This window comes from Psychrobacter nivimaris, from assembly GCF_043419765.1.
In the GTDB taxonomy this organism is placed as follows: domain Bacteria; phylum Pseudomonadota; class Gammaproteobacteria; order Pseudomonadales; family Moraxellaceae; genus Psychrobacter.
Genome location: NZ_JBHOFX010000003.1, coordinates 427,505 through 445,918 on the forward strand (window position 1 = coordinate 427,505; position 18,414 = coordinate 445,918).

At 40.5% G+C, this 18,414-nt stretch carries 13 protein-coding genes; all 13 read right to left on the reverse strand.

Translation table 11 applies throughout. The features are described 5' to 3' along the window. Positions 1 to 18 precede the first annotated feature (18 nt). The 13 genes from pseI to sdhA all read right to left on the reverse strand — a co-directional run bounded on the left by pseI (position 19) and on the right by sdhA (position 18,138). On the reverse strand, positions 19 to 1,059 hold the full coding sequence (gene pseI / locus ACHEVO_RS08540; protein ID WP_394124621.1) for a pseudaminic acid synthase: 1,041 nt from the start codon (positions 1,057 to 1,059) through the stop codon (positions 19 to 21). Between the two features lies 1 nt (position 1,060). Next, on the reverse strand, positions 1,061 to 1,969 hold the full coding sequence (pseH, locus tag ACHEVO_RS08545) for a UDP-4-amino-4,6-dideoxy-N-acetyl-beta-L-altrosamine N-acetyltransferase (protein ID WP_394124622.1): 909 nt from the start codon (positions 1,967 to 1,969) through the stop codon (positions 1,061 to 1,063). Positions 1,970 to 2,018: 49 nt separating this feature from the next. Next, positions 2,019 to 3,128 carry a UDP-2,4-diacetamido-2,4,6-trideoxy-beta-L-altropyranose hydrolase gene (gene pseG, locus ACHEVO_RS08550; protein ID WP_394124738.1) on the reverse strand — a complete coding sequence of 370 codons (1,110 nt, stop codon included), beginning with the start codon at positions 3,126 to 3,128 and terminating at the stop codon, positions 2,019 to 2,021. Between the two features lie 5 nt (positions 3,129 to 3,133). After that, entirely contained in the window at positions 3,134 to 3,823 is a 690-nt protein-coding gene (pseF, locus tag ACHEVO_RS08555) for a pseudaminic acid cytidylyltransferase (RefSeq protein WP_394124623.1), read from the reverse strand. Continuing rightward, positions 3,816 to 4,988, reverse strand: coding sequence for a UDP-4-amino-4,6-dideoxy-N-acetyl-beta-L-altrosamine transaminase (pseC, locus tag ACHEVO_RS08560; protein ID WP_394124624.1), 1,173 nt, complete (start codon positions 4,986 to 4,988; stop codon positions 3,816 to 3,818). Before pseC ends, pseF begins: the two co-directional genes overlap by 8 nt. After that, on the reverse strand, positions 4,988 to 5,986 hold the full coding sequence (gene pseB / locus ACHEVO_RS08565; RefSeq protein WP_394124625.1) for a UDP-N-acetylglucosamine 4,6-dehydratase (inverting): 999 nt from the start codon (positions 5,984 to 5,986) through the stop codon (positions 4,988 to 4,990). Before pseB ends, pseC begins: the two co-directional genes overlap by 1 nt. A gap of 111 nt (positions 5,987 to 6,097) precedes the next feature. Beyond that, entirely contained in the window at positions 6,098 to 6,973 is an 876-nt protein-coding gene (gene sucD / locus ACHEVO_RS08570; RefSeq protein WP_101204626.1) for a succinate--CoA ligase subunit alpha, read from the reverse strand. Positions 6,974 to 7,123: 150 nt separating this feature from the next. Further along, on the reverse strand, positions 7,124 to 8,290 hold the full coding sequence (gene sucC / locus ACHEVO_RS08575) for an ADP-forming succinate--CoA ligase subunit beta (RefSeq protein WP_057757869.1): 1,167 nt from the start codon (positions 8,288 to 8,290) through the stop codon (positions 7,124 to 7,126). A gap of 158 nt (positions 8,291 to 8,448) precedes the next feature. After that, entirely contained in the window at positions 8,449 to 9,903 is a 1,455-nt protein-coding gene (lpdA, locus tag ACHEVO_RS08580; RefSeq protein WP_201547476.1) for a dihydrolipoyl dehydrogenase, read from the reverse strand. Positions 9,904 to 10,157: 254 nt separating this feature from the next. Next, the gene (odhB, locus tag ACHEVO_RS08585) at positions 10,158 to 11,405 is read right to left on the reverse strand and encodes a 2-oxoglutarate dehydrogenase complex dihydrolipoyllysine-residue succinyltransferase (protein WP_101204629.1); all 1,248 of its coding nucleotides are present in this window, start codon (positions 11,403 to 11,405) and stop codon (positions 10,158 to 10,160) included. Positions 11,406 to 11,560: 155 nt separating this feature from the next. Continuing rightward, the gene (locus ACHEVO_RS08590) at positions 11,561 to 14,437 is read right to left on the reverse strand and encodes a 2-oxoglutarate dehydrogenase E1 component (RefSeq protein WP_394124626.1); all 2,877 of its coding nucleotides are present in this window, start codon (positions 14,435 to 14,437) and stop codon (positions 11,561 to 11,563) included. A gap of 916 nt (positions 14,438 to 15,353) precedes the next feature. Further along, entirely contained in the window at positions 15,354 to 16,064 is a 711-nt protein-coding gene (locus ACHEVO_RS08595; protein WP_055123743.1) for a succinate dehydrogenase iron-sulfur subunit, read from the reverse strand. 223 nt (positions 16,065 to 16,287) lie between these two features. After that, complete coding sequence (gene sdhA / locus ACHEVO_RS08600) at positions 16,288 to 18,138, reverse strand: succinate dehydrogenase flavoprotein subunit (protein WP_057757857.1); 1,851 nt, start codon at positions 18,136 to 18,138, stop codon at positions 16,288 to 16,290. Positions 18,139 to 18,414: the final 276 nt, after the last annotated feature.

Genomic DNA, 18,414 nt, shown 5'->3' on the forward strand with positions numbered 1-18,414 from the left:
TTGATATACTCTAATATATTACTTTGCAATAGCTTCGGATGTCACAGGCGTAGCATAATCAACATTGATTGATACTGTTTTGCCGATAATACTTTCTAACATCTTAGGAGGTAAACCAAAACCTGGTCTAACACTTCTAATAGAATCAGATGTAATCGTATCTCCAGCTTTCAAAGGCTTTACAAAGTATAATGATCTTCTAAACTGTACATTGGCCTTCTCACTCGATTTATGTCCATAATCTACTTCACCTAATGCTTCCCAACATATACGACTAGCATCACATAAGTTCTGTAATTCAGGCTCTTCTAAAGAAAAACTATCATCGGGACCGCCACCGCTTCTGTCTAGGGTTACGTGCTTTTCTATGATATTAGCTCCAAGTGCTACACTGGCTATTGCAGTAGTGTTATCCAATGTATGATCAGACAGCCCTGTCGATACACCGAAACGCTGCTGCATATCTACTATAGTTCTTAGATTATAATCACTGGATGGTGCTGGGTAACCACTGACACAGTGTAAGATTGCTAGCTGCTCACAACCTCCACTTCTCGCAGCTTCAATGGCTTCTGCTATCTCTTCATTATTTGCCATACCAGTCGATATAATCATAGGTTTGCCTGTTTGAGCCACATACCTAATAAGTGGTAAATCAATTGCTTCAAAACTAGCGATTTTGTATGCTGGCGTATTCAAGTCCTCTAGCATGTCAACTGCAGTGGTATCAAACGGTGAGCTAAACATAGTAATACCAATCTCTTTGGCTCGCTCAAACAAAGGTTTGTGCCACTCCCATGGAGTATAAGCAGATTGATACAGCTCATATAATGTTTGACCCTCCCACAGACCACTTTTAATTTTAAACTCTTCTCTATTGGAGTTCAGAGTAATAGTATCAGCCGTATAACTTTGCATTTTCACTGCATCAGCTCCACAACGCTTAGCCATTTCGATTATTCGAAACGCATTCTCGATATCACCATTATGATTTGCTGACATTTCAGCAATGATATAAGGAGAAAAATTGCTACCAATGCTTCTATCATTAATTTTCATATTATTTACCTATTAAGAATTCAGAAAGGCTTGTCATCAATAGCTTATTATCTTTATCAAACAGCTTGTATTCAATAAGACAATACCTACCTATTTGGGTGAGTAAACTTGCTTGACCAGTTATTTCCACATCTGGATAAACAGGTGAATGATATTTTAAATCTTGGCCTACATAAATAGTGTTGGGTCCAGGATAGTCTGAGGCGGCTACTCGTGAAATTTCAGCAACTAGAATTGCTCCATGCGCAATTCTACCCTCAAAACCCAGTTCTTTTGCAGATTCATCTTGAATATGAATTGGGTTTTTATCACCTGAAAAATCAGCAAAAGCGTCAATTTTAGAAGATTCTACTGAAAAACTCCATTTATAGTATTTATTAATACTAGGTTTAAAATCGACTTTAGAGATTTTATCATAATCTTTTTTAAATATTGACAACTGATATACATCATAATACTTTCCATCTCTATAGTAATGATGCTTTTTGATACCTTCAATTTTGAAGCCATGCTTACGGTGAAACTTAACTACAGGAAAGTTAAATTCGAGAACTTCACAATAAAGTTTATTTAATTGTAGGTGGTTAAAGGCATAATCAAGTGCTAGCCTTTCCATTTCAGAACCTATACCTCTGATCGAAACATTTGCTGAATAAAAAGCCCATGAAGCTGTTCTATTTGAATTATCAATATTAGTAAAAGAAACTAATCCTAGAGGATTACCCTCTTGCTCATAAATAAAGTATTCGCTAGTACTATCCTGCGCCATTCTACCAAACCAAGATACATGAGTTTCATAGTCTATAATATTGTGATTGTACATATTCAATCGAATTTCATCTCGATTTCTCCACTCATATAATCTATCAATATCTTCATCAATTAACTTTCGAAAATTACCTTTAAACATATTTAAGTTCCTTATCTGTTTATATACAGTATGACCGACACATATCTCTCTAAATTTTTTCTAAAATTATCTTGTTATACTTATTAAAATGGATAACCATAATACTTTTTGCAACTCTGGCTGCACCCATACCATCCACTAGGTTCATTATATTTACTGTGCGCGCCTGACATTTGATGCTCTCTATTGATAGTTGCTCTAAATAGTCACATATAGAACCTACAGTAATAGTATTTAAACTACCTAAATAGTCGACTAGGTCTTTTTCATGTAAGTAATGTACTAAGTCTTTTTGATTGTCTGCCACATCGATTAAAGCTGAATTCAATCCTAAACAGAATCTTTCCCATACTGTAGAACCACAGGCACCTAGGGCAAAGTCACTGACTTTCATTAAAGATGACATTTGATCAGTTTGCTCTTCTAAAAATATATGTTTGAACTGTTTGACCATATTCTTACAATAAGCAAGATCTTCTGAAGGTAATTTCCCAGTAATAACATGAAATTTAAACTTATTATATTTGACTAATGCTGGTAGGAAAATTTTCCAGACTTCCATATTACCAACACCCCCGAAGTTTACTAATATAGTCTTCAACTCATCTGAAGGTTTTTGTGCTTTAGATTCTCGTAAAGAAACGAATTCATCTCTAAGCAGTGAATATTTTGGTCCTAATAACCTTGAACAATGACCAGACACTAAATCATCATATCTAGAGTTAAGCTTGGGCCAATAATTTTGATCAATCAATAAGTCACAAGTATGTTTGCGGTTTGCCAAATCATCAATTACTGCTATAGGTAAAGATATCGCATTTTTTACTATATTTTCCCATGTGCTATCTATCGAGTAATGATCAATGACTATCATATCTATATGTTGCTTAGTAACAGCATTAATGAACTCTTGAGCATCTTGCTCTTGAGAAACCCCTAACCAATTTAAATGGTCTTCAGAAATATCTTCGGATGCAGCATACCCAATAATGTAATAAGTAAAACCGCTAATAACGATTAAACTCAGTAATTCTTTATCATATTCTCTAACGAAGAAAATACTTGAAATAGACATCTTTTTCAGTTCACGAGCTAATGTAAGACAACGTTGCAAATGGCCTGTTCCTATGTGTTTAGCTACATCAACTCTAAAACCCACCAGTCTCAACCTTGCCTCCAAGCTCGGTATAAAATTTCTGCCATATCCCAATCTTCTAAGGTATCAATATCTTGAACACGATATCGAGGGATCTTGATACCAATAGAGTTTGAACTGAAAATGGGCAACCCTTCCTGCCAAGCTTGCTTTGTGCCCCAATAAAACTGACCAGCGTCATGCCAGCATTCTTCTAAATCTTGAGAGCGAACATCAAACATCTCTGCATTATGCATTGATACTCTACCTTCTTTTTGCAGCAGTAGAGAACGCTGGATAGGAAAAGCATAACTTGTAATACTAAATGCATAGTCGCAGTCTAGTTTTGCCTTTATAGTGTTCAAGCCAGTAATTATATCTTTTGAAGATATCATAGGAGCTGTAGCATAAATACAGCATATGTATTCAAGATTTGGATTTTCTAACTTTTCAATGACATCTTGAATTACTGGCGTAGTACCTGAGAAGTCATTCGAAAGCTTTTCATTACGAATAAAAGGTACTTCAGCACCATACCTGATAGCTATTTCAGCTATCTCTTCGTCATCGGTAGACACAATAACTCTGTCAAAACACCCACTGTTTATTGCTGCTCTTATTGAATAGGAAATAAGAGGATTACCATGGAAGTTTTTTATATTCTTGCGTGGTATACGCTTGCTACCTCCCCTAGCAGGTATTACAGCTATGCTAGTCATACGCTAATATATCCTTTAATGTTTCAACCACATAATCTTGCTGCTCTTGCGATAAGTCAGGATACAAGGGTAAGCTAATAGCTTCTTCGTAATACTGTTCTGCTTGTGGAAAATCACCTAGTTTAAAGCCAAAACACTCTTTGTAATAAGGCTGAAGATGTACAGGTATATAATGAAGATTGACACCAATATTAGCAGCACGCAAAGCTTTAAAAACTTCTAAATGCGTAGGTTTGATTTCATCTAGCTTTAATCTAATTACATAAAGATGAAGACCAGAATAAGATTCTTGTATTTGAAAAGGCACAATCACGGCAAGACTAGCTAATTTCTCATTATATCTATTTGCAATCTCATGACGACTTTTTGTAATACTCGATAGTCTTTTTATTTGTGAGACCCCAAGCGCTGCCTGCATTTCTGTCATACGATAGTTATAACCCAAGTCAACTTGTTGATAATACCAAGGCCCGTCGGGTTCGTGAGTCATGAGATCAGAATCACGAGTAATACCATGACTACGTAACAAATCCATCTTTTGTGCTAGCTCTTCGTTTTTCGTGGTTGCTACGCCGCCTTCAGCAGTCGTAATTATTTTGACTGGATGAAAGCTAAAAATCGTGATATCCGAATATTGGCAGTTACCTATTGGCTGGTTTTTATACTTACCACCTATAGCATGTGAAGCATCCTCGATAATAGAAAAACCATACTTTTTAGAAAGTTGATATATCCTCTCCATATCGCAAGGCTGACCACATAAATGCACAGGAATCACTACCTTTGGTAATTTATCTTGCTCTTTAGCAGCTTCGAGCTTATGTTCTAGAGACTGAATAGATAAATTATAGGTTCTTGGATCAATATCCACGAAATCAACTGTAGCACCGCAATACAAAGCACAGTTTGCAGATGCTACAAACGTAATAGGTGTCGTCCAAACAATGTCACCTTGGCCCACGTTCAAAGCCAAACACGCAACGTGGAGGGCTGAAGTAGCACTGTTCATTGCCAGAGCATATTCAACATTACAATATTCTTTAATTGCATTCTCGAATTCTGGTACTTTAGGACCTTGCGTTAAATAATCAGACTTGAGGACATTGACAACCGCTTCAATGTCCTCCTCTGTAATATTTTGGCGACCGTAGGGAATAAAATTCATTAGATTTTACCAATATTATCTTTGTTCTCTTGTATCCAAGATTCGAGCTCTTCTCTTGGCATCCATTCAGTATTATTATCACTTGAATAAACAAAACCTTCTGGAACTAACTTACCATCTTTTACTCTCTCAGGTGAATGACCCCAATTGTTAATAGTAGGTAAGATTTTAAAGTGTTCAGGGTATTCATAAGTATAATAAGAATCTTCAGCGCCAATCATTTGCTCATGTAGTTTCTCACCAGGTCTAATACCAACCACCTTAGTGGCAGCTTCTGGCGCTACAGCTTTTGCTACATCCATAATATTCATTGATGGAATTTTTTTAACGTAAATCTCACCACCTTCCATATCTTCAAAAGCATGCCATACAAGCTCAACACCTTCTTCCAAAGTAATCATAAAACGTGTCATACGATCATCAGTAATAGGTAGCTCACCTCTTTCTTTGATTGACAAAAAGAAAGGGATCACTGATCCACGTGATCCCATCACATTGCCATATCTTACGACAGAAAATTTAGACACGTGCTGACCGCTGTAAGCATTTCCTGCTACAAATAATTTATCAGAAGTAAGTTTAGTAGCACCATATAGATTTATAGGACTACTTGCTTTATCAGTTGATAGCGCCACTACACCCTTAACACCTTTATCTATGCATGCATCAATTAGGTTCATTGCCCCATGTACATTCGTTTTTACACATTCAAAAGGATTGTATTCTGCTGTTGGAACAATTTTAGTAGCAGCAGCATGCACGACATAATCAACTCCATCTAAAGCACGGTATAGCCTTTCTTTATCTCTTACATCGCCAATAAAAAAGCGTACGCGTGGATCATCCTGAAACAGTTTAGCCATTTCCCACTGCTTCATTTCATCTCTTGAGAAAATAATAATCTTTTTAGGGTTATATTTTTCAAGAGTCATCGGGATAAACTTATGTCCGAATGAACCTGTACCACCTGTCACTAAAATCGTTGAATTACTTAACATTTATTTTTATCCTTGAATTACCATTATTAAACCAATAAAAAACACCCCATTGTAGGGGTGCCTTCTCGATATTTCAATAGAGTTTTAGTAGTTAATAGGTTTTTGAGCCTTTTACCAACCAGTAACTTCTTTTAGCTTGTCGCCAAGTTTAGATGGGTCACGTGTGTACGCGATACCAGCGTCTTCAAACGCTTTGAATTTCTCTTCAGCAGTACCTTGACCACCAGAGATGATAGCGCCAGCATGACCCATACGCTTGCCTTCTGGAGCGGTAACACCAGCGATATAACCAACCACTGGCTTAGTTACATGGTCTTTGATATAAGCAGCAGCTTCTTCTTCAGCAGTACCACCGATCTCACCGATTAGGATGATAGCTTCAGTTTGTGGATCAGCTTCAAATAGCTTCAATGCGTCAATCTGGTTCATACCAGGAATAGGATCACCACCGATACCGATACAAGTTGACTGACCAAAACCAAGCTTAGTAGTCTGAGCTACGGCTTCATAAGTCAATGTACCAGAGCGTGAGATGATACCCACTTTACCTGGCTGATGGATATGGCCTGGCATGATACCGATTTTGCACTGACCTGGAGTGATAACGCCTGGGCAGTTAGGGCCAACCAAACGTACGTCACCAGCTTCTTCAAGATAGCGTTTTGCTTTTAGCATATCGATAGTCGGTACGCCTTCAGTGATCACAACGATCAACTTAACGCCAGCATCGATTGCTTCAACGATAGAATCTAGTACAAATGGTGCTGGTACGTAGATAACAGAAGCGTCAGCTTGAGTCGCTTCCATGGCTTCCGCCATGGTGTTAAATACTGGTAGGCCTAGGTGCGTTTGACCGCCTTTACCTGGAGTCACACCACCAACTACTTTTGTACCATATTCGATGGCTTGTTCAGAATGGAACGTACCATTTTTACCAGTAAAACCTTGTACCAATACTTTGGTATCTTTATCGATTAATACACTCATTATATTTTCCTTGTATTCGGTTGTCTTGTAACAGCAGTCTTTACAACTATCATTATCAAATTTTGATAACCAATTTTTATTATGAAAACCACTATTACGATTTGACTACTATGCTTAAGCGTCTATCTCTAAACACTTATATTTAAAGACTTACGCTTTAACAGCATCGACAATTTTTTGAGCCGCGTCAGATAAACCTTGAGCTGAAATCAATTTCAAACCAGACTCTTCTAGGATTTGCGCGCCTAACTCAGCGTTGTTACCTTCTAAACGAACAACAACTGGTACTTGTACGTCAACTTCTTTGATAGCAGCGATAATAGCTTCTGCAATCATGTCACAACGTACGATACCGCCGAAGATGTTGATTAGAACGCCTTCAACACTGCTGTCTTCTAGGATGATTTTGAACGCTTCAACAACGCGATCTTTAGTTGCGCCGCCGCCAACGTCCAAGAAGTTAGCAGGCTTGCCGCCATACAATTTGATGATGTCCATGGTCGCCATTGCAAGACCAGCACCGTTAACCATACAACCGATGTTACCTTCTAGAGCAACATAGTTTAGGTCAAATTCAGCAGCTTTAAGCTCACGCTCATTTTCTTGAGTCTTGTCTTGTAGCGCTGCGATTTTTGGCAGACGATATAGTGCGTTTGAGTCGATACCGATTTTGCCATCAACACAAACGATTTCGCCATTTTCACGAACAGCTAATGGGTTGATTTCCATTAGAGCAAAATCGTTTTCGACGAATGCTTTATAAGCGCCAGTCATCAATTTAACGAACTGGTTGATTTGCTTACCTTCTAGACCAAGTTTGAACGCAACGTCGCGCGCTTGGAAAGGCATTAAACCAACTAAAGGATCAACATTTACTTTGAAGATTTTTTCTGGAGTGCTGTGTGCTACTTCTTCGATATCTACACCACCTTCGGTAGATGCCATGAAAGTTACACGACGAGTTGCACGATCTACGACTGCGCCAAGGTATAGCTCAGTTTGTACTGGATACATATCTTCTGCAACCAATACAAAGTTTACTGGCTGGCCATCAGCATCAGTTTGGAACGTTACTAGGTTAGTACCGATCAGTTCTTCAGCAACTTGCTTAGCTTCTTCACGAGTTTTAACTAGCTTTACACCACCAGCTTTACCGCGACCACCAGCATGTACTTGCGCTTTAATCACCGCAATATCAGTTGGGGTTTTATCAAAAGCTGCAGCAGCTTCTTCGCCGTTATGAGCGATGATGCCTTCTTGAATTGGCAAACCGTAGCTTTTTAATAGCTCTTTTGCTTGATACTCATGTAAATTCATTGATTGTATCCTTTATTTTTTACAATTAATAAAAAGTGAAATCAAGTGCGCACATGTACATATTAATCATACGTCTGACGCACTCATGATTGTGGCATCACCAAAATAGCGATACCCCAATCAGGTTGTAAATCGATAATAACTAAACGAGCAACTACTTATTTCTTACGTTTTTTGCGCTGGATGGCGTGGATAGCACGGCCATCTGCAGATAGAGCAGCTTCATGCACTGCTTCTGAAATAGTTGGATGAGCAAATGTCATCAACTGCAAGTCTTCAATACTAGAAACAAATTCCATCGCGATCATACCTTGATGAACGATATCGCCAGCACCAGCAGCGATAGCATGCATACCTAATAGACGATCTGTCTTCGCATCAGCAACTACTTTTACAGAACCTTGCGCTTCACTTTGCGCTAATGCACGACCGTTAGCAGCTAGGTTGAAAGAACCTGTTTTAACTTCATAGCCAGCTTCTTCGGCTTCTTGCTCAGTCAAACCTACCCATGCGATTTCTGGGTGAGTATAAATGACATTGATGATAGTGTCATAGTTAACTTGAGGTTTTTCGCCATGAATACGCTCAACAGCCATCATGCCTTCTTCCATAGCTTTATGCGCAAGCATAGGACCACGGACCAAATCACCGATAGCATAAACGCCATCAAGATTGGTTTTGCACTGGTCATTGACATCGATAAGACCACGTTCAGTCAACGTGATACCGCTATCATCGCCAAGTAGCTTTTCAGAATAAGCACGACGACCAACACAAACGATCAGCTTGTCGAAGCTCTCTTCAGAAGATTCACCTTTGCTTTCGCTAGTGACAACAACTTGGTCACCTTGTACTTCAGCATTGGTTACTTTGGTATCGACACGGATATCAAGACCTTGCTTTTTCAGCATTTTGCCAGCTTCTTTTGAGATGTCTTTGTCAGCAGCAGCTAAGAAACTAGGAAGTGCTTCATATACGACTACTTCTGCACCTAAACGACGCCATACTGAACCAAGCTCAAGACCGATAACACCAGCACCGATAACGCCTAAACGCTTAGGTACTTCAGTGAAATCAAGTGCGCCAGTTGAATCAACAATACGGTCACCGTCAGTTTTGGCAACAGGAATCTCGATAGGCACAGAACCTGCCGCAAGAATGACATTCTTAGCAGTGATCGTCGTTTCGCTTTCGTCTTCTAGAGCAGTAAATTTAACTTTTTTGTCAGCACCTTTACCGTCAACTAAAGTACCCCAGCCTTGTAGCCAGTCAACACCATTGCCTTTTAGCAACGCGGCAACACCACCAGTCAACTGTTTAACAATACCTTCTTTACGCTCTATCATTTTTTCGATATTGATAGCAACGTCACCAGTACTGATACCGTGCTCGTCAAGGTCATGCTTAGTAGCTTCGTAACGATGTGAGCTGTCAAGTAGGGCTTTTGATGGGATACAACCAACGTTTAAGCAAGTACCACCAAGTGCTGGCTCGCCTTTATAAACGCGCTTTTCGATACAAGCAACGCTCATACCGAGCTGGCCTGCACGAATAGCTGCTTCGTAACCACCAGGACCGCCGCCGATGACGACTAAATCATAATTGTCTTTCATAGTACGTTCCTATTTTTAATTGTATGTGTCATTTAAACTGGTTGTTATCTCGCTGATAGATCAGCGTTATCTACACTTAATAGTTAATACACTATGTCAGTGAGATAGACTCACTTATCAATAGCAAGTCACCATTGTTAAATTCATTTGAATACAGTTATCAGCGCATCAAACGATCGCTGAGTAATAAAAATCATTATCTATACCAAAGTTAAAAAGCTTGTATCAGCGGTTGCCAATACAAGCTTAAAAGCTTACAGGTCTAGTAGTAGCATTGCAGGGTCTTCGACCAACTCTTTGATAGTTACCAAGAACTGTACTGCTTCTTTACCATCGATCATACGATGGTCATAAGATAGCGCTAGGTACATCATTGGTAAGATTTCAACTTTACCATCGACAGCCATTGGACGGTCATTGATAGCGTGCATACCTAGGATAGCAGTTTGTGGTGGGTTCAAGATAGGTGTTGACATTAATGAACCAAATACACCACCGTTAGAGATAGTGAACGTACCGCCAGTCATGTCTTCTAGACCAAGCTTACCTTGCTGTGCTTTACCGCCAAATTCACGGATTGTGCTTTCAACATCAGCCATGCTCATGCGATCAGTATCACGTAGTACTGGAACAACCAAACCACGATCTGAAGATACTGCTACACCGATATCATAAAAACCATGATAAACAATGTCATCGCCATCTAGTGAAGCGTTTACTGCTGGGAAGCGTTTCAGTGCTTCTGTCGCTGCTTTTACGAATAACGACATAAAGCCTAAACGCACGCCATGACGTTTTTCAAACTTCTCTTTGTACTTAGCGCGCATGTCCATCAATGGCTTCATGTTCACTTCGTTAAACGTCGTCAACATCGCTGTATCTTGTGATGCTGATAGTAGACGCTCAGCAACACGCTTACGAAGACGAGTCATTGGAACACGTTTTTCAGTACGCTCGCCCATTGATTCAGCAACAGGACGGCCGCTATCAGACTTGATGCTGCTGTCTGATTTCAATGTTGGATTAGCCATATCAGTTTTGGTTACACGACCACCGCGGCCACTACCTTCAACTTCTTTAGGATCTACGCCTGACTCTTTTGCTGCTTTACGAACTGCTGGGCTTTGATCTTTATGATCAGCTTCGCCTTTCTTATCTGTTGCTTGAACAGGCTCGCCACCATCAGCAGCTTGTTTTGCTTGAACTGGCGCAGCTGGTTGGTCTGGATCTACTGCTGGCGCTTCTTCTGCGCTAGCACCAGCACTTGCACCGGCTTCAAACTGAGCGATAAGCTCATCAGACAATACAGTATCGTCAACTTGCTTTACGATTTTGGTCAATACACCATCATCAGGTGCCACAACTTCTAATACAACTTTATCAGTTTCAATTTCAGCCAATAGGTCATCACGATTAACTTGTTGACCTTCAGTGACATGCCACTCAACGATTGTGCCATCGGCAACCGATTCTGGAAAAACGGGGGCTTTGATGTCAGCCATCGATATACTCCTTAGATTTGGATATTCATACTTATTATTAAGTCGTGATAGGCAGTCAGTAATTTTCTAATAACTTTGCTTATATTTTATTAAAAAACACTAACTGTCATCGCCTGATTCATTTATCTTCTATAATCTTTTGATTAGACAAGGTGTTACTGAGCTAATTCATCAACACTTATGCCAAGGCCACCAGCAATGAGTGCTTGCTGTTGTTGAGCGTGTAGTTTCGGTGATCCTGTTGCAGGGGCTGCACTAGGAGGACGCGCTACTGGCTCCATGACTTTTGCTTTAGTTGGATGCGGTACGACAATACGGAACATATGCGGTGCTAAATAGTACCAAGCGCCTTGGTTCAATGGTTCTTCTTGCGTCCATACGATTTCAGTTAGGTTGCTGTACTTTTCGATTTCAGCGATTAAGCGAGTCTCTGGCAATGGATACAACTGTTCAATACGAACGATAGCCACATGATCAAGACCTAATGCGCGGCGCTGCTCTAACAAGTCATAATAAACCTTGCCACCACACAGAACCATACGAGTCACTTTATCTGCGTTGTGATCGTCCATCTCTGGCAATACCGTCTCAAACTTACCATTAGCAAGCTCTTCTAGATTAGAAGTCGCTAGCTTATGACGTAATAAGCTCTTTGGTGACATAACGATCAGTGGCTTACGAATAGGACGTACAGCCTGACGACGTAATGCATGATAAATTTGCGCAGGAGTCGTTGGGGTAATGACCTGCATATTGTCTTCAGCACATAGCTGTAAGAAGCGCTCTAGACGTGCAGATGAATGCTCAGGGCCTTGACCTTCGAAACCATGTGGTAACAACATTGTCAAACCACAAACACGCTGCCACTTGGTTTCGCCGCTTGAGATGAACTGGTCAATCACAACCTGAGCACCGTTAACGAAATCACCAAACTGTGCTTCCCAAACGATCAATGCGTTCGGTACGGTGGTCGCGTAACCATATTCAAAGGCTAGTACCGCTTCTTCTGACAACAATGAGTTGTAAGTAGCAAAGCGTGCTTGGTTCTCACTTAAATGAGATAATGGTACATACATACTGCCATCATTGACATTGTATATTTCGCTGTGACGGTGTGAGAAAGTACCACGGCCAACATCTTCACCAGTAATACGTACTAGTACGCCATCGTTATCAACCAATGATGCATAAGCCAATGTCTCAGCTGCACCCCAGTTAAGAGGCTCTTCGCCCGTTTGCATCGCTAGACGCTGCTCAACGACTTTTTGAACCTGACGTTGTAACTTGTAGCCTTCTGGCATTTCGGCCATACGGCGACCATAACCTTTGAGCTTTTCGATATCAACACTGGTATCCCAGTCATCAACCAAGTCATGACCTAGATAAGGTTTCCAATCTACAAACAGCTGCTCGTTAGGCTCTTGAACCAATGAGCTGACAACATAATCACCACGGTCTAACGACTCACGATAATCATCTTCGTACTGTTTCTCTTCTTCAGCATTCAAGATACCTTCTGCGATAAGCTTTTGCGCATAGAGAGTACGAGTAGTCGGAAGCTTCTTAATAACAGCATACATTAATGGCTGAGTCGCAGATGGCTCATCTGCTTCATTATGGCCATTACGGCGATAGCAGAACAAATCGATGATGATGTCTTTGTCAAACTTATGACGATAATCTAATGCTAACTGAGCGGCAAATACGACTGCTTCAGGATCATCACCGTTTACATGTAGGATAGGAGCATGAACCATCTTGGCAACGTCAGTACAATATTCAGTTGAACGAACATCTTCTTGACGACTAGTAGTAAAGCCAACTTGGTTATTAATCACGATATGCACAGTACCGCCAGTGGTATAAGCACGGGTCTGTGACATTTGGAAAGTTTCTTGAACCACACCTTGACCAGCGAAAGCAGCATCACCATGAATCACGATAGGTAATACTGAATTACCACCAGTATTATCTAGTAGTGGCTGATCGTTACGACGTACTTGACGGGCACGTACTGAACCTTGTAGTACTGGCGCGACAATTTCAAGGTGCGATGGGTTAAATGCTAAAGCCAAATGCGCTTCGCCACCTGGTGTCATCACATTAGATGAGAAACCATTGTGGTATTTAACATCACCTGAGCCTTTTTCTGGCTGTACTTTACCATCAAACTCATCAAATAAGTCTGCAGGGTTTTTACCTAAGATGTTGACTAGTAGGTTTAGGCGGCCACGGTGAGCCATACCAATGACCATTTCTTTTGTGCCATATCCACCAGCACGTTGAATGATTTCATTGATAGCAGGAATGAAGCTCTCGCCACCTTCCAAACCAAAACGCTTAACACCTGTATATTTACGAGCAAGGTATTTTTCTAGACCTTCGGCAGCGGTTAAGCGCTCAAGAATAGATAAACGTTTTTCTTTATCGAATTTGATATAACCTAGATTGGTCTCTAGGTATTCTTCCATCCAGCGTTTTTCTGTACTGGTGGTAACATGCATGTACTCGACACCGATATGACCACAGTAAACACGTTCCATGATTTCGATGATTTCGCGCAATGTCGCTTCATCTTTACCAATAACTAAATCATTGGTTGGAAATACGGTATCAAGATCAGCTTCTGACAAATTATGATAAGCAAGCGTCAAATCTTCTACTTCTGCACGTGGATGCAAATCTAAAGGATCAAGTTTGGCACGGCGATGACCGCGACGACGATATGCTGAGATTAGTTGCTGTACGCCCATCTGCTTAGGATCACAGTTGGCAGAGCTGCTAGAGTCGGTATCAGTATTGCTACTCTTATTTGCCGTTTGATTACGAGCAAGTAGTAAGAACTGATCTTTGATAGCATTGTGCTGAGCATCGTTCTGCGACTTATACTGTTCAAAGTACGTTTGCCAGTCAGTATCAACACTATCAGGGTCTGTTAGGTATTGCTCGTAGAGAGCTTCTATATAGTTGGCGTTATCGGCAGCCAGTTCGGTATGTACTTGGCCAGATTTTTCTTTGGTTATACTATTCATAATAATCGTCTATTTGATAGATAAATGAATGGAATCGTGCTTATTATTGTGTCAGTCGTTGTATGCTCAGGTAGTTAGACAATGTGTCATATCCTGTTAAATACTATTCGATAAAACACTTTTATCCCTAAGTATTGCCATCACCATAGAATATTGCTGTCATTGTCTACAAGAGCAAGTGATGCTAAATAGTGGTAACAAGTCTTATTGCAATACCCGTCTAAAAATAAAACTATTTGTGAACGCTCAGTTTTCTCATCTAGCTCGTTTCACAACATTAATTTATATATACTTCTTTGAGTCATAACCAATCCATTAATGATAAGCTATTAATAGACAATTATATTTTCAGCTAACCTATAAACTGGTTATTGATGCTGAATTACCCTAAATTTGCTGATAAACCCTGCCTTTTCAGACAGACATACATTGCTGTATAGATTATCATGCCCATTTTTTGCGACATAGTTTGTTTGTTCAATACTAGGTATTTATGTAATGAATATCTATCATCAATTATAAACGCATAATCATTGTGCGCATAGTATTTTAGCTTGATAATGTCATAATGTATTCAAACGACATGTATTAAGCGCTAAAAAAGACGCTTTGATCATCTCATTAAATACCAAATACAATTATACCAAAATTCGACTATGTCTATATTCGATTATATAGGGTGATTGTCTATATATTATTTCTTCTTACATACAACCAACGTATTGACCATATAGTTTTACTCTTGAATCATTTAATACCTATTTTTCAATAGGCTAAATTCACTATATTTTTTTAGATGACAAGTTAGCTATACAAAGTAGTAAATCTATATATCAGCTTTTTAACTAACAAAAACACCACCTAATGAATAGGTGGTGTTTTTCGTATAGTAACTATAAAGATCAATTACTTATGCTTAACCAGCTTGATCAATCAACATATTACGTAGATGACCGATCGCTTTGGTTGGATTCAATCCTTTTGGACAAACTGATACACAGTTCATGATACCGCGGCAACGAAACAAGCTAAACGGATCGTCTAAGCGGGCTAAACGTGCCTGAGTATCACCGTCACGGCTATCAGCAACGAAGCGATAAGCATGCAGTAATGCTGATGGACCTAGGAACTTATCAGGGTTCCACCAGAAAGATGGGCAACTGGTTGAACAACAAGCACATAGAATACATTCGTATAGACCGTTCAGTTTTTCACGCTGTTCAGGTGACTGTAAACGCTCAGTTGGCGGTGCTGGCTGATCATTAATTAAGTATGGATGTACTTTTTCATACTGCTCATAGAACTGGTTCATATCGACAACCAAGTCACGAACCACTGGTAAACCAGGTAGCGGACGAACCGTTACTTTTTCTGGTAGCGTGTTCATGTTGATTAAACACGCCAAACCGTTCTTACCGTTGATGTTCATGCCGTCAGAGCCACAAATACCTTCACGGCAAGAGCGACGGAAAGTAAGCGTTTCATCTTCTTTCTTTAGGCGTAATAATACGTCAAGCAACATACGATCTGAATCAAGTAGCTCAATCGTATAAGTTTGCATGCGTGGCGCTGCGTCCAGATCTGGATCGTAGCGATAGATTTCGATGGTGCGAGTACCTCGGCTCATAATGCTAAACTCCACACGTAGGTGATGGCGGGCATACAAAGATTGCAACATATTTGCGCTTGCTATTAATCAGTACTGATAACCAGTATCGGATACCAATTAATAGCGTCGTAGCGCTGGCATGAGCATGTAGCTGGCGGTCACCTTTTTAATAAATTAATAAGGGATAAAACGTTAACACTGCTGTTATCTATCAACTATATATAAAGTATGCAGTCTAGAATTAGTAGACGCGAACTTTTGGTTCGATATAATCAACGGTTAATGGCACTTTACGTACTGGCTTATAAATGATGCGATTGCCTTCAGAGTACCATAAAGTATGCTTCATCCAATCGTGGTCATTACGGCCGTTAGGTGCGTAATCATCATCTTCTGGACGATCATAATCGGATACACTGTGCGCGCCGCGGCTTTCATGACGCTTCGCTGCAGATATCATTGTCGCTTTTGCTACTTCATACAAGTTAGCAACTTCGAATGCTTCAATACGTGCTGTGTTGAACACTTGTGATTTATCGCCAAGATGGATCTTGTCGATCTTTTCACCTAGCGCTAAAATTTTCTCAACGCCTTCGTCCATCATCGCTTGCGTACGGAATACACTAGCGTGTTTTTGCATCGTAGCACGAATCTCATCAGCCACGTCTTGCGCGTTGTAGCCTTCAGTAGACTGTTGCAACTTGTCTAAACGCTTCACTGTGAAGTCAAGTACGCGTGGGTCAAGTGGCTTATAGTTATGATCTGCATGATGGAATTCATCAACGATATGCTTACCAGCTGCACGGCCAAATACCAATAGATCTAGTAGAGAGTTCGTACCTAGACGGTTAGCACCATGTACACTTACACAAGCACACTCGCCGATTGCATAAAGACCTTTAACCACATTGCCTTTAGCATATAGGCCGTCTTCATCAGTACCTGCTTCTAGATCCGGTACAATTACTTGACCATGAATAGTGGTTGGAATACCGCCCATCATGTAGTGAATGGTTGGGATTACTGGAATTGGCTCTTTAGTGATGTCAACGTTGGCGAAGTTTTTACCAATCTCAAATACTGATGGTAGACGCTTCATGATGGTTTCAACACCTAGATGTGTCATATCCATTACGATATGATCAGCATTAGGACCACAACCACGGCCTTCTTTGATTTCTTGGTCCATTGAGCGCGATACAAGATCACGTGGTGCCAAGTCTTTCACGGTTGGTGCATAACGCTCCATGAATGCTTCGCCATCTTTGTTACGCAAGATAGCACCTTCACCACGGCAACCTTCAGTCAATAGTACACCTGCACCATGGACACCAGTTGGGTGGAATTGCCAGAACTCCATGTCTTGCAATGGAATACCAGCACGTACTGCCATGCCAATACCGTCACCAGTATTGATATAAGCATTGGTAGAAGCTGCGAAGATACGACCAGCACCACCTGTCGCTAGGACAGTAATTGGTGACTGGAATACTGCAATCGTACCCGTCTCTTGCTCAAGCGCGACGACACCGTTGATGTTACCAGCTTCGTCTTTGATCAAGTCAAGGGCGATCCACTCGATAAAGAACTCAGTGCCCTGCTCTAGGTTTTTCTGATATAGCGTATGTAATAGTGCGTGACCTGTACGGTCAGCAGCGGCACAAGCACGTTGTACTGCTTTTTCGCCATAGTTAGACGTATGACCACCGAACGGACGCTGATAGATCGTACCATCTTCGTTACGGTCAAACGGCATGCCCATGTGCTCAAGCTCATAGACTACTTTTGGCGCTTCACGGCACATATATTCGATAGCGTCCTGGTCACCTAACCAATCTGATCCTTTAACGGTATCATAAAAGTGAAAGTGCCAGTTGTCATTGCTCATGTTGCCCAAACTTGCACCGATACCACCCTGAGCGGCAACCGTGTGCGAACGCGTTGGGAATACTTTGGTAAGGACTGCAACCTTCATGCCTGCTTCCGCTAAATGCAATGAAGCACGCATACCTGAGCCGCCGCCACCAACGATAACTGCATCGTAGTTTAAGGTCTTAATATTACTAATGGTATTGTCTTGTCTAGTTGCCATTACGGTTTTCCTAATGCCTGTTAATGCGTAAAAGTAAATCAAAGACTGTTTAAGACATCTCTATTACAGCTATAAAGGCTTACTATTTGGCCATTTCATACGCTTATAAAATAAAGACTCTCAATAATCATTAACCACTTAATTTGCATATCTATCGTTATACTGAACTAAGCCTACTCAACTATAATCAGATTAGCTGATCAGTAATGCTAGTCCAATGCTATGACTATTCTTGGCTATCAACGGATGACTCTAAAATACTTTGCCAACCAATGT